General features: G+C 72.6%; 11 protein-coding genes. 8 read left to right on the forward strand and 3 right to left on the reverse strand.

Annotated elements, in window-relative coordinates; translation table 11 throughout:
• Positions 1-8: 8 nt before the first annotated feature.
• The 7 genes from SMD20_RS37735 (at position 9) to SMD20_RS37765 (ending at position 9,556) form a co-directional block, all read left to right on the forward strand.
• Positions 9-1,556: a flavin monoamine oxidase family protein gene (locus SMD20_RS37735; RefSeq protein ID WP_329590437.1), complete on the forward strand. Its 1,548-nt coding sequence runs from the start codon at positions 9-11 to the stop codon at positions 1,554-1,556.
• Positions 1,557-1,634: 78 nt separating this feature from the next.
• Complete coding sequence (locus SMD20_RS37740) at positions 1,635-2,147, forward strand: YbaK/EbsC family protein (protein ID WP_329590439.1); 513 nt, start codon at positions 1,635-1,637, stop codon at positions 2,145-2,147.
• A 134-nt stretch (positions 2,148-2,281) separates the two neighbouring features.
• On the forward strand, positions 2,282-4,456 hold the full coding sequence (locus SMD20_RS37745; RefSeq protein ID WP_329590441.1) for a serine/threonine-protein kinase: 2,175 nt from the start codon (positions 2,282-2,284) through the stop codon (positions 4,454-4,456).
• A gap of 19 nt (positions 4,457-4,475) precedes the next feature.
• The gene (locus tag SMD20_RS37750) at positions 4,476-6,296 is read left to right on the forward strand and encodes a serine/threonine-protein kinase (protein ID WP_329590443.1); all 1,821 of its coding nucleotides are present in this window, start codon (positions 4,476-4,478) and stop codon (positions 6,294-6,296) included.
• A 54-nt stretch (positions 6,297-6,350) separates the two neighbouring features.
• A complete protein-coding gene (locus SMD20_RS37755) occupies positions 6,351-7,559 on the forward strand; it encodes a serine/threonine-protein kinase (protein WP_329590445.1) in 1,209 nt (402 codons plus the stop codon).
• Between the two features lie 245 nt (positions 7,560-7,804).
• On the forward strand, positions 7,805-8,584 hold the full coding sequence (locus tag SMD20_RS37760) for an electron transfer flavoprotein subunit beta/FixA family protein (protein ID WP_329590447.1): 780 nt from the start codon (positions 7,805-7,807) through the stop codon (positions 8,582-8,584).
• A gap of 18 nt (positions 8,585-8,602) precedes the next feature.
• A complete protein-coding gene (locus tag SMD20_RS37765; protein ID WP_329590449.1) occupies positions 8,603-9,556 on the forward strand; it encodes an electron transfer flavoprotein subunit alpha/FixB family protein in 954 nt (317 codons plus the stop codon).
• Positions 9,557-9,645: 89 nt separating this feature from the next.
• Here SMD20_RS37765 and SMD20_RS37770 read toward each other — a convergent pair whose 3' ends face one another.
• On the reverse strand, positions 9,646-10,464 hold the full coding sequence (locus tag SMD20_RS37770) for an ABC transporter permease (protein ID WP_329590451.1): 819 nt from the start codon (positions 10,462-10,464) through the stop codon (positions 9,646-9,648).
• Positions 10,461-11,405, reverse strand: coding sequence for an ATP-binding cassette domain-containing protein (locus SMD20_RS37775; protein WP_329590453.1), 945 nt, complete (start codon positions 11,403-11,405; stop codon positions 10,461-10,463). The genes SMD20_RS37770 and SMD20_RS37775 overlap by 4 nt, the downstream gene beginning before the upstream one ends.
• An 85-nt stretch (positions 11,406-11,490) precedes the next feature.
• Between SMD20_RS37775 and SMD20_RS37780 the strand changes: the two genes are divergently transcribed.
• Positions 11,491-12,222, forward strand: coding sequence for a TetR/AcrR family transcriptional regulator (locus tag SMD20_RS37780; RefSeq protein ID WP_329590455.1), 732 nt, complete (start codon positions 11,491-11,493; stop codon positions 12,220-12,222).
• A gap of 8 nt (positions 12,223-12,230) precedes the next feature.
• On the opposite strand, the gene SMD20_RS37785 is transcribed toward SMD20_RS37780, so the two are convergent.
• A complete protein-coding gene (locus SMD20_RS37785; RefSeq protein WP_329590457.1) occupies positions 12,231-13,424 on the reverse strand; it encodes an MFS transporter in 1,194 nt (397 codons plus the stop codon).
• Between the last annotated feature and the right edge of the window lie 225 nt (positions 13,425-13,649).

Genomic DNA, 13,649 nt, shown 5'->3' on the forward strand with positions numbered 1-13,649 from the left:
AGCGGGACGTGGAACGGGCGGCGCTGACGCGGCGAGGGCTGCTCATCGGGATCGGCGCGGCGGGTGGCGCGGGCGCCATGTACGCGGCCATGGGCGCCCTCGGCCTGGCGCCGTCGGAGCAGGACAAGGCGTTTGCCCCGCCCCGGCAGGGCGACTTCACGCTGCGCGGCAAGGGCTCGGCCAAGGTCGTGATCCTGGGGGCCGGGGTGGCGGGGCTGACGGCGGCGTACGAGCTGGGCAAGGCCGGCTACGACTGCACCGTGCTGGAGGCCAGGGAGAAGGCGGGCGGCCGGAACCTGACGCTGCGCGGCGGCGACCGCCTGCCGGAGCTGAACGGCCCGGTGCAGCGGGCCGCGTTCGGCGAGGGCCAGTACTTCAACGCCGGCCCCGGCCGCATCGCGCCCTGGATGCTGACCCTGGACTACTGCCGTGAGCTGGGCGTCCCCGTCGAGGTGTTCGTCAACCACAACGCCATGGCCTACGTCCACACGGGCGGGCGGACCATGCGGGTGCGCGCCGCCCGCGCCGACCTGTACGGCTACGTCGCCGAACTCCTCGCCAAGGCGACCGACCGCGGCGCGCTCGACCGGGCCGTCTCCGCGCAGGACCGGGAGCGGCTGCTCGACTTCCTGCGCCGCTTCGGCGACCTCGGCCCGAAGCTGGACTACGACGGCTCCGCGCGCCGCGGCTTCGCGACGTACCCGGGGATCGCCGAGGGCACGCTCGACGCGCCCCTCTCCCTCAGCGACGTGCTGGCCGCCGGCACCGGCCGGCTGGTGCTGAACGACTTCGGCCACGACATGGCCACCCCCATGTTCCAGCCGGTCGGCGGCATGGACGCGATCGTCGTCAAGCTCGTCGAGGCCGTCGGCGCCGACCGGATCAGGACCGGCGCCAAGGTCACCAAGATCACGACGCTGGCCGACGGCGTCGAGGTCGTCTGGGACGGCGGCTCGATCAAGGCCGACTACTGCGTGGCCGCACTCCCGCCGCACGTCATGGCCAAGATCCCGCACAACCTCGGCGCGGAGGTCACCGCCGCGCTGAAGACCCCGGTCCCCGTCGCCGCCGGCAAGATCGGCCTGGAGTACGACCGGCGCTGGTGGGAGAGCGAGGACCGCATCTACGGCGGCGTCACCGAGACCGATCTCGACATCACCCACATCTGGTACCCCTCGCACGGCTACCACTCCGGCCGGGGCGTGCTCGTCGGCTACTACAACACCGAGCGCGACGCCGAGCTGTACGGCGCGCTCTCCCCGGAGGACCGCCGGCGCCGCGCGCTCACCCAGGGCAAGAAGATCCACGGCGAGAAGTACCGCCAGGGCGTGCTGGCCGACGTCTCGATCGCCTGGCACCGTCAGCCGCACATCGAAGGCGCGTGGGTGCGCTGGCCGGCCTTTGATTCGTCCTTCACTCTTCTGCAACGCCCCGCCGGAAGGGTCTACTTCGCGGGCGACTGGCTCACCCAGCTGATCGCCTGGCAGGCGGGGGCCATGGAGTCCGCCCGCGCCGCCGTCACCCAACTGCACCAGCGCGCGGTGCGGTCGGCCTGACGGCACCGGCCGTCCCCTGAACCCCGCCACTCCCCGGACCGCCGTAGGGTTTCCGGGAGAGGCGAACGAGGAGATGGCATGAGCTTGCACTGGGAGCCCGCCGCCGGACGAGCCGACCTGCTGGCCGGCCCGGTGGCACGGGCCGTGACCGCGGTCGACGGCGTCGAGGTGGCCGGGATCGACCCCGACCTGGCCGACACCGCGGCGTTCTGCGAGCGTTACGGCGTACGCCTCGACGAGTCCGCCAACTGCGTGATCGTGGCCGCGAAACGGGGCGGCGAGACCCGCTACGCCGCCTGCATGGTGCTCGCGACGATGCGGGCCGACGTCAACGGCGTGGTGCGCCGGCACCTCGACGCCCGCAAGGCGAGCTTCGCGCCGATGGCCGAGGCCGTCGAGCTGACCGGCATGGAATATGGCGGCATCACCCCGATCGGCCTGCCCGAGGACTGGCCGATCCTGGTGGACACGCACGTCGCCGAGCACGCCAGGGTGGTGATCGGCAGTGGGCTGCGCCGCTCGAAACTGGCGCTGCCCGGTGCGGCGCTCGCCGGGCTGAAGCGCGCCGAAGTCCTGCCGCTGGCGGGCTGAAGGAAAAATCGAGGCCGATTCGAGACCCGCGTCCGGGAAACCGGAGAGGCCCTTCCGGACGTTGTACGAGGTGGGAATGTGGCCTCATGGTTCATCTCGTGGGCGGGGATTAAGCCGGTATGGTGCTTCATGCCATGAACGATGACCGACTAGGCCCTTACCGGCTGCTCAGGCGGCTCGGTGAAGGCGGGATGGGCGTTGTCCACCTCGCTGTCGACCCGCAGGGGCGGCAGGTGGCGGTCAAGGTCCTGCGTGGCGAGGTCGCCGGCGACGAGGTCGCCAGGCGGCGGCTTTCGCGCGAGGTCGAGACCATGCGCCGGGTGCGCAGCAAATACATCGCCGAAGTGGTCGACGCCGATGTGACCGGTCATCGTCCCTACATCGTCACCCGTTACGTGCCCGGCCGTCCGCTCGACGAGATCGTCAAGGACGACGGGCCGCTCGACCTGCCCGCGCTGGTCCGGGTGGCGCACGGCGTGGCGGCGGCGCTGGCCTCGGTGCACTCGGTGGGCGTGATCCACCGCGACCTCAAGCCGGGCAACGTGCTGATCCTGGACGGCGAGCCCGTCCTCATCGACTTCGGCATCGCGCAGGCGGTCGACGCGACCCGGCTGACGCAGACCGGCATGTTCATCGGCACGCCCGGCTACCTCGCCCCCGAGATCATCGAGGGCCAGGAGGCCGGGCCCGAGGTCGACGTGCACGCCTGGGCGGGCACGCTGCTCTTCGCCGCGACCGGCCAGCCGCCCTTCGGCAAGGGCACGCTGGAGATGGTCTTCTACAACATCACCGCGGGCAAGGCCGACATCAGCGCGGCTCCGGCGACGTTGCAGCCGCTGCTCAAGGCGGCCTTCCAGCGCAACCCGGCCAAGCGGCCCAAGGCGGCCGAGCTGGCCGAGCAGACCGCCCGGATGCTGCCGCAGCCGCCGCCGGGCAGCGTCCCCGACGAGATCTCGACCGTGCCGCGCCCGCCGGAGACCCCGCCGCCGCACCTCGCCGACAGGCCGTCCTACGACATCTCCACGCCGGCGGTCACGCCGCGGCGGCTGCTCGACCGGCAGGAGCGGCAGCCGACGATCCCGCCGCAGGACCAGCCGTACGTGTCGCTGCTGCCCGGCCAGGACGCCCCCAACCCGCTGGGGTCCGGCGTGCCGGGCGGGTCGCACCCCAACGTGCCCGCCGAGAGCCTGCTCGGCGACGGCGGCGACCCCTGGCCCACCCGCAGGGTGACGCCGGAGGAGCTGCGCCGCATCCAGCGCGAGAACGCCGCGGCGGCGCCCCCGCAGCCGCCCGTGCAGCCCGTACAGCCCTGGCCCGGCCCGCAGAGCGGCGGCCACCAAAGCGGCGGCCACCCGGTGCCGTCCGGCGAGGAGGACGTGCCCACCCGCCGGGTCCGTCCCGGTTCGCCGGAGCTGGGCCGCTCCAACCTGTCCGGGCCCAATCTCTCTGGGCCCAACCTGCACGGGCAGGGGCTCGACGCGGCGCGGCTCACCCCGGGCGTGGCCGGGCCCGTCCCCGACGCCGGCCGGATGGCCCCGGGGTACGACCCGGCGGCCCGCGTGGGCCAGGGCCCCGACGTGCCCGAGTACGGCCGCCACGGCCCGATGCCGATGCAGCCGCCGCCCTACATCCCGGCGCAGCCGCACTACCACCCCGACCCGACGCAGCGGGAGCCTTACCTGCCGGGTGTGGTCCCGGGCAACCCGCTGCAGCGGTCCAGGGCGTACGGCGTGGCCGGCGGGATGCTGCTGGTCATCATGGTCGTGGCGGCGGCGCTGGAGCCCCTGCTCGTGGCGATCGTGGCCGTCCCGCTCGCGGTGCTGCTGCGCGCGGCGGACATCGCGCAGCCGCAGCTCGCCGGCCGGCGCCCGGCCGGGGCGGCGGCGCTCGACGTGCTGCGGGTGTTCGCCCACCCCGCGGCGCTGGCCAAGTCTGCGGGCATCACGCTCGCGCTCACGCTCTACGCGCTCATCCTGGGGCTGCCGGTGACGCTGCTGCTCACGGTGGTCACCGGCACATCCCCGTCCAACGCCCTGGCCTGGGGCGCGGCGGTCGCGCTCTGGACGGTCTGCGCGGGGCCCGGGGTCGAGGGCCCCGGCAAGCAGATGCGCAGAACGCTCGCATCGCTCGTACCCTCGAGGACAGCGGCGATGGTGATGGCGGGAGTTCTGGCGGCGGTCGCCGCGCTCTCGCTGATCCTCGCCATCAGCACGTTCGGGGACAAGCCAAGGGGGGCTGGATGGACTCCGCTGAACGTCGACCCAGTGACGAAGCAACTGGAAAACTTGAGGGGGAACACCGGGGGATGACGACGCGGGAAGGGCGGCGATGAGCATTCAAGCACCGGAACGCCTGGGCCCGTACCGGCTGGTCAGGAAGATCGGCGAGGGCGGCATGGGCGTCGTCCACCTCGGTCTCGACGGCGAGGGCCGCGAGGTCGCCATCAAGGTGCTGCACCCGCACGTGGCCGCCGATCTCAAGGCGCGCGACCGGCTCACCCGCGAGGTGGAGACCATGCGGCGGGTGCGGAGCCCGTTCGTGGCCGAGGTCATCGACGCCGAGCTCGTGGGCGGGCAGCCCTACGTGGTGACGCGCTTCGCGCCCGGCCGCACGCTGGAGGACACCGTCCTGGCCGACGGGCCGCTCCCCGCGCGCGAGGTGATCAAGCTGGCGCAGGGGCTGTGCCAGGCGCTGGTCGCCATCCACGCGGCCGACGTGATCCACCGGGACTTCAAGCCGTCCAACGTCATGCTGGTCGACGGGGAGCCGCTGGTCATCGACTTCGGCATCGCCCACCTGGTCAACGCGACCCGGCTGACGCAGACCGGCATGTTCGTCGGCACGCCCGGCTACCTCGCGCCCGAGATCATCCGCGACTCCGAGATCACCCAGGCGGCCGACGTGCACGCGCTGGCCTCGACGGTGTTCTTCGCCGCCACGGGGGCGCCGCCGTTCGGCACGGGGACGTTCGAGTCGGTCTGTTTCAACATCATGGAGGGGCGGGCGCAGCTCGACAAGGCGCCCGCCTGGCTGCGCGGCTGGCTGAGCCGCGCGCTGCACGTCGAGGCCACTTCCCGGCCGGGCGCGCAGGAGTTGCTGCGCATGGCGAGGGCGCTGGACCCGGCGGTGACGACGTTCAACGAGACCGCGTCGTTCGACGGGCCGACCGGCACCAAGCGCATGGGCAGCGGCACCCGCGTGATGGGCCACTCCGACTACTCCGACCTGCTGCCGCCGGTCGAGTACGCCAAGCCGCAGCCGCCTCCGCCCCCGCCGCCCCGGCAGCGGCGCGAGCAGGCGCCGCCGCGTCCGCGCCACGAGGAGCGGCCCCGGCAGGACGAGCGCCCGCCGCCCTACGTGCCGGCCCGCCCGCCCTACGGCGACCAGCGGGTGGCCGGTTACCCCGCGCCGCCTCCGCAGCAGCAGGTGCGGCCCTACACGCCGCCGACCGCGCCGAGTTCGCAGGCTCAGTCGCCCGCCGAGCGCAAGCGTTATCTGTTCGGCGCTCAGCTCACGGGGCTGCTGCTGCTGGTCACGCTGGTGGCGGTGACCGTGATGCTGCCGGTCATGGCGGGCGCGGTCGCGGTCGCGCTGGCCCTGGTGCTCCGCCTCGGCGAGTACCTGTTCGGCGACATGGTCAAGCGGCGGCAGGTCCGCGGCAGCAGCGCGGCCGACCCGCTGCTCGCGCTGGTCGGCACGCCCTGGGCACTGATCAAGTCGGCGCTGGTGACGGCGGTGCACGTGCCGCTGGCGCTGCTGTTCGGCGTGTGCGTGTGGGGCACGCTCCACTGGGCGGGCGGCATGCATCTCAACGAGGCGGCGGCGTACGGCGCCGGGGCCATGGCGGCCGGCCTGTTCGTGCTGCCGGGCGGCGGCGCGCCGCGCCAGGCGGTCACCCGCTCGCTCACCGGCGTCCTGCGCACGCCGGGCGCGGCCCTGGTCGCGGTCGTGGTGGTGGGCACGGCGGCGCTGTTCGCGGTGATGTTCGCGTTGGGGCAGGACCCGGTGTGGTCGCCGTGGCGCGCGCCCAGCAAGATCATCGACGAGCTGAGCGCGCAGGCCAGCCAGACGGTGACCGGGCTGATCACCGGGCTGATCGGCAGCCTGCTCGACGACCTCGGCCTGGGCTTCCTGACCAACTGGTTCTGAGCCGGCGACGGGTGCCGGCGTGTCCCCGGCCGCTCCCTTGGGGAGAGTAGAGGTATGAGCGAGCGTCTCGGCCCCTACGAACTCCTCTCGCGGCTGGGGTCGGGCGGCTTCGGTGAGGTGCATCTGGCGCTCGACGCGGAGGGCCGTACGGTCGCCGTCAAGGTGCTGCACCCGCACGTCGCCGCCGACGCCGCCGCGCTGGCCCGGCTGGCGCGCGAGGTGGAGACCATGCGCAGGGTCGGCGGCCCCAACGTGGCCGAGGTGCTGGACGCCTCGCTGGAGGGCGGGCGTCCCTACCTGGTGACCCGCTACGTGCAGGGCCGGCCGCTGAGCGCCGTCCCCGCGCCGGTCGAGGACCTGCGCCGGCTGGCCGCCGGGCTGGCCGGCGCGCTGCTCGCCATGCACGAGGCCGGGGTCGTGCACCGCGACCTCAAACCCGCCAACGTCATCCTGACCGAGGGCGACCCGGTCGTCATCGACTTCGGCATCGCCAGCGCGCTGGACTCGCTGTCGGTGACCGCCTCGGGGGCGGTGGTGGGCACGCCCGGCTACCTGGCCCCCGAGGTGCTGGAGGGGCGGCAGGCGGGCATGGAGGCCGACGTGTTCTCCTTCGGCGCGACCCTCGCGTACGCGGCCACCGGGCGGCAGCCGTACGGGCAGGGCCCGGCCGCCGCGGTCGCCTACCGGGTCGTGCACCATCCGCCCGACCTGGAGGGCGTGCCCGGGTGGCTGGCGCCGTTGTTACGCGAGTGCCTGGCCACCGACCCGGCCAGGCGGCCGACGGCGGCGCAGATCTGCGCCCGGCTGAACGTCGAGCACGTGCCCGCCGCCCCCCGTGTCGTCCGTCCCGTGCCCGCGCGGTCCGGCGACGACACCGCGACCATGGAGTGGCGGCCGGGCGAGGACCGGCGGCGCCGCACGGTCGAGGAGTCGAGGGCGCGGCACCGGGAGAAGGTGCGCAGGCGGTGGGTGATCGGGTCGGGGCTGTTCGTGTCGTTGCTGGCGGCCGCGGCCTGGAAGGTGCTGCCGGAGGTGGGGTTGTTCCTGCTGGCGGCGTACGCGCTGGGCGTGGTCTCGGACGCCGGGGTCGCGCTGTTCACGCGCGGTCCGTACCGGCGGTCCCGCGTGATCGTCGATATGGTCGCCGTGGCAGGGGTTGTCGGCCTCTGCTTCGGGCTGGCGGCGGTGTTCAGCACCTTCACCCTGGCGCTCTTCGCCGGAACGGCGCTGGTCGTGGGGGTCGTGTTCCTGTTGTCGGCCTGAGCCGGTCACGACGGGGGGCGGTCAGCACGAACAGAATGAAGTTCGGTATGGTGGAGGGGCAGAGTCCGGCGTGCCGACCGTGTTTCCGCACGGTTTGCGCGTAAGCTACTCATGGGTAACATGACCGCGACAAGCCACCCTCTGCCGGAGGCCGAGCAGGCACCTGGCAGTCTGGACAGCATTGCATCCGGCGCCCACCGCAGCGACGCGGTGGCGCACGCGAAACGGGAGGTCGGCCACCGGCCATGAACATCGTCGTCTGCGTGAAGCAGGTCCCCGACACGGCGACCGAGCGCAAGCTGCGGTCCGATGACAAGACGCTCGACCGCGACGCCGCCGACGGCGTGGTCAACGAGCTTGACGAGTACGCGGTCGAGGAGGCGCTGAAGCTCAAGGAAGCGCACGGTGGCGAGGTCACCGTGCTGACCATGGGCCCCGGCAAGGCCACCGAGACCATCCGCAAGGCCCTCGCCATGGGCGCCGACAAGGCCGTGCACCTGAGCGACGACGCGCTCCACGGCTCCGACGCACTCTCCACCTCGTACGCGATGGCGCAGGTGCTCAAGAAGATCGGCTTCGACCTGGTCATCCTCGGCTCGGAGTCGACCGACGCGCGCACCGGCGTGCTGGCCGCCATGCTGGCCGAGCGCCTCGGCGCCGCGCAGCTCACGCTGGCCAACAAGGTCGAGGTCGAGGGCACCTCGATCCGCGTCCAGCGCATCACCGACTACGGCTTCGACAAGATCGAGGCCACGCTGCCCGCCGTCGTGTCCGTGGTCGAGAAGATCAACGAGCCGCGCTACCCGTCGTTCAAGGGCATCATGGCGGCCAAGAAGAAGCCGGTCGAGACGCTCGCCATCGGCGACGCCTCCATCGACGCCGGGCAGGTCGGCCTGGACGCCGCCTGGTCCGAGGTCGTCGACTTCGCCGCGGCCCCGCCGCGCGCGGCCGGCACGATCGTCAAGGACGAGGGCGACGGCGGCGTGAACGCCGCTGACTTCCTCGCGTCCAAGAAGTTCATCTGAGAACGGGGGTTTACTGAAATGTCGGAAATTCTCGTTCTCGTCGAGCAGGTCGAAGGCGAGGTCAAGAAGGTCACGCTGGAGCTGCTCACGCTGGCCCGCTCGCTCGGCACGCCCGCCGCCGTCTGGCTCGGCCCCGGCATCACCGCCGACGCCAAGGCCAAGCTGGCCGAGTACGGCGCCGAGAAGATCTACGTCGGCGGCTCCGAGGAGCTCGTCCAGTACGTGGTGGCGCCCAAGGCCGAGGCCCTGGCCCAGCTCGTGGCCGACAAGTCGCCCGCCGCCGTGCTCGTGGCCGCCACGGCCGAGGGCAAGGAGATCGCCGGCCGCCTGGCCGTCAAGACCGACTCCGGCGTCATCACCGACGCCGTGGGCCTCGGTGAGGGCTTCGTGGCCGACCAGTCCATCTTCGGCGGCGGCGTCAACGTACGCGCCAAGGTCCGCAGGGGCACGCCCATCGTGGCCGTACGCCCCAACTCCACCGCTCCCGCCCCGTCCGCCGGGGCCGGCGCCGAGGAGGAGATCGCGGTCACCCTGTCCGACGCCGCCAAGGCCACGCGCGTGGTCGAGCGGGTCAAGCAGGAGAAGGGCGCCCGTCCCGAGCTGACGGAGGCCGCGATCGTGGTCTCCGGCGGCCGCGGTGTCGGCTCGGCCGAGAACTTCAGCGTCATCGAAGGTCTCGCCGACGCGCTCGGCGCGGCCGTGGGCGCCTCCCGCGCCGCGACGGACGCGGGCTGGTACCCGCACCAGTTCCAGGTCGGCCAGACTGGCAAGACGGTGTCGCCGCAGCTCTACATCGCGGCCGGCATCTCCGGCGCCATCCAGCACCGGGCGGGCATGCAGACCGCGAAGACGATCGTCGCGATCAACAAGGACCCGGAGGCGCCGATCTTCGAGCTGGCCGACTACGGCGTGGTGGGCGACCTGCACCAGGTCGTGCCCCAGCTCACCGAGGAGATCAAGAACCGCAAGTGACGTACGACGCCGGGATGCGACCCCGCATCCCGGCGTCCGCCGTCCCAAGGGCCTCCCTCGGGGCTCTGGAGAGGGCAGGTCTGGGGCGTTCAGCGTCCTGCGCGCGTGTAGGCGCGGATCGACAGCGGGACGAAGATCAGCACCAGCGCGGCCGACCACAGCAGGACGGCGGCCACCGGATGCGCGAGCGGCCAGGCCACGTCCCCCGACGGGGCGCCCGGGTTGCCGAACAGCTCTCGTGAGGCGGCCGTGAGCGCGCTCACCGGGTTCCAGTCGGCGAGGAAGCGCAGCCAGCCCGGCATGCCGCCGGTCGGGACGAACGCGTTCGACACCATGGTGAACGGCAGGCCCAGCGGCACCAGCACGTCGGCGACCTGCTCGTTCTTCACGGCCAGGCCCACGTAGACGCCCACCCAGCTCAGCGCGTACCGCAGCACGACCATCAGCAGGAACGCCTGCGTCATGGGGAGCAGGCCGTGGCGCGGCTGCCAGCCCACCAACAGGCCCGCGCCCACCATGATGGCCAGCATCAGCAGGCCGATCAGCAGGTCGGCGCCGGTCTGCCCGAACGGCACCGCCAAGCGGGCCATCGGCATGGAGCGGAACCGGTCCATCACGCCGCGGGAGGCGTCGGTGGCCATCCGCGTCATGACCCCCAGCCACGAGGAGAAGACCACCATCGCGAACAGGCCGGGCATGAGGTATTCGCGGTAGTCGCCGCCTCCCGGCACCTGGATGGCGCTGCCGAAGACGTACCCGAACAACACCACCATGACGGCCGGGAAGACCAGCGCGGCGACGATCTGCCCCGGCTCCTGCCGCAGCCGGCCCAGCTCGCGGCCGACCAGGGTCAGCCCGTCGGTGAGCGTCCAGCGCACGCGGCCCAGGGGTGAGGTGAGGACGGTCATCGTACGGTCTCCTCGCGGTCGGTGAGGCGCAGGAACACCTCGTCCAGGGTGGGGCGGCGCAGGCTCACGTCGGCGGCGGCGACGCCGGCGCGGTCGAGATCGCGCACGACGTCGGCGAGCCGGAGGCGGCCGCCGGGCAGGGCGACGCTGAGCCGGTCGGCGTCCGTCGCCGTGGGATCGGCGCCGGTGAGCGCGTTCAGTACGGTCATCGCCGCGGGCAGCGCGGCGGGGCTTTCGAGTGTGACGTCGAGGCGGTCGCCGATCGTGGCCTTCAGCTGGTCGGGCGTGCCGGTGGCGATCACCCGCCCGTGGTCGACGACGGCGATGTCGTCGGCCAGCCGGTCGGCCTCGTCCAGGTACTGGGTGGTGAGGAGCACGGTGGTGCCGTCGGCCACGAGCTCGCGGATGCTGTCCCAGATCTCGCCGCGGCTACGCGGGTCCAGGCCGGTGGTGGGCTCGTCCAGGAAGAGCACCTCGGGGCGCAGGATGAGGCAGGTGATCAGGTCGAGGCGGCGCCGCATGCCTCCGGAGTAGCCGGCGACCTGGCGATCGGCGGCGTCCGTCAGGCCGAAGCGGTCGAGCAGCTCGTCGGCCCGCCGGTGTGCCTCCCGCCGGGACAAATGGGAGAGGCGCCCGAACATGCGCAGGTTGCCCCGGCCGGTGAGCTTGTCGTCCACGGCGGCGTACTGGCCCGCGAGCCCGATCCGCTCGCGCACCTTGCCGGCCTCGCGGACGACGTCGTACCCGGCGATGCGGGCGTGCCCGGCGTCGGGATCGGACAAGGTCGCCAGGATGCGCACCGCGGTCGTCTTGCCGGCGCCGTTGGGCCCCAGCACGCCGCAGACGGTCCCTTTCGGGACGTTCAGCTCCAGACCTCGCAGCGCCTGCGTGTCGCCGAAGGACTTGTGCAGCCCTTCGGCGACCACGATCGGATCGGGCATGACCCCTCCACTGGGTACGTTGTACGCGGTTGCGGGTCAGGCTAGATCACTGGGTACGATGTACGCAACAAGAGGGGAGGAAACGGTGGCCGACGCCGAGTACGTCAACATCTGGATGCGGCCCGAGCGCCCCGCCCGCGGCCCGAAGCCGGCCTACAGCCGCGCGCAGATCACCGAGGCGGCGATCCGGATCGCCGACGCCGAAGGCTTCGAGGCCGCCACCATGCGGCGCATCGCCGCCGAGATCGGCGCGGGCGCGATGTCCCTCTACCGGTACGTCCCGAGCCGCGACAACCTGGTCGAGCTCATGGCCGACCGGCTGATGGGCGAGATCGACGTCACGGGCATGCCCTCGGGCGACTGGCGCGCCGACCTGACCCGCTACGCCGGCGAGTGGCGGGCCGTGTGGCTGAGGCATCCGTGGATCGCCTCCGTGCAGCGCTCGCTCCCCAGCTTCGGCCCCAACCAGCTGCTCCTGATCGAACGGCTGATGGGAGTGCTCGACGACTTCGTCCCCATCGACGAGAACCTCGGCCTCATGGCCATGCTGAACGGCTACGTCGAGGGCACCGTCCGCGAGGAGATCAGTTCGGCGAGGGAAGTCCGCCGGAGCGGGCTCAGCGAGTCGGAGTGGATGGCGCGGAGCGGCGCGTACATCGATCAGCTGGTGAAGAGCGGGGACTACCCGATCTTCACCAAGATCGTGACGGAGGCGCGCCAGCCGCACCTGAGCCGCGAGGAGCAGTTCCGGCACGGGCTCCGGCGCGTCCTCGACTGCATCGCCGCGGCCCTCCCGGCGCACCGGGAGGGCATCTAGCGCGTAGGTCAGGCGGCGGCGGGCTCCCGCTCCCTGGTGACCGGAAGCGTGCTCACCGCGGCCGGTTCGCGGCTCGGGAGCAGGCGGCTGGCCAGGGCGATCAGCACGCCGAGGACGACGCCGATGCCGAGCGCGGTACGCAGCGTGGTGGCGTCCGACAGGAAGCCGATCACCACCGGGCCCAGCAGCAGGCCCGCGTACCCCATCGCGCCCGCCTGGGCGATCGCCGGGCCGGGGGTGGTGGTCGCCGTTCCGGCCAGGGACAGCGTCAGCGGTGAGATCGTCGCCACGCCGAGGCCGACGAAGAACATCGCGCCCACCGCCACCAGCGCCGCCGGGGCGAGCAGCACGGCCGCGAAGAACCCGGCCGTGGCCAGGCCGGAGACGGTGAGCATGCCGCGCACGCCGTACCTGACGCGCAGGCGGTCGCCGGTCAGCCGGGCGATCAGCATGCCCGCCTCGAAGACCGGGTAGCCGAGCGCCGCGACGGCCTCGGGGGCGCCGAGCTCGTCGCGCATGTAGAGGCCGTTCCAGTCGGCGACCGTACCCTCGACCATGAAGGCGAAGAACATGATCGCGCCGAGCAGGTAGACGATCGGCGGCAGGCGCCGGCGGCCGGTGGCGACGGCGCGCTCGGCGGCGGGGGGCTCGGGCAGGTGCGTCCGGCCGACCGCGATCATGAGCGGGAGCGCGACCAGGCCGATCAGCGCCACGTTGGCGGTGAACGACAGGCCGATGGCGATGGACAGGCTGCCGGCGCCGCCCGCCGTGATCGCGCCGACGCACCAGCCCGCGTGCATGCCGTTCATGAGCGGCCGTCCGTACGCCTGCTCGACCGTGGAGCCCTGGGCGTTCATGGCCACGTCCACCATGCCGAACGCCATCCCGAAGAACGCCACGGCCACCATGAGCAGCGGCAGGTCGGGGGCGAAGGCCACGGCGACCAGGGAGAGCGCGGTCAGGGGGCCGCCGACCCGCAGGACCGTCCTGCTGCCCAGCCGGGCCATGACGCGGCGCATGCTCTGCATGGTCACCAGGGCGCCGAGGCCCCAGACCAGCAGCACGGAGCCGACCATGGACTCGGACAGGCCGAGTTTGTCGGTCAGCGCCGGGATACGCACGGTCATCGTGCCCACCATCAGGCCGGCGAGGACGAAAGTGAGGACCGCCCCGTAACGGGCACTCCTCAGGGCGCGGGTCATACGGCAACACCTTCCACAGAACAGTTACTTATGGGGATATTTCGGGCGCGCAGCGGCCGACGAGGCGAGAGCGGGCATGCCGCGCGAACGTCCGCGCAGGGGGAGAGGGCACACCAAGCCCCCGACGCCGGACGAGCACTGGCGACGGGATTTATGGGGCAGATGGGATGGAAAGGGCGAGACAGGAGGGTGGAACAGGATGAGGAGGGAGAAAATCTAGGGGCC

The sequence above is a fragment of the Nonomuraea sp. LP-02 genome, assembly GCF_036289125.1.
Classification (GTDB): domain Bacteria; phylum Actinomycetota; class Actinomycetes; order Streptosporangiales; family Streptosporangiaceae; genus Nonomuraea; species Nonomuraea bangladeshensis.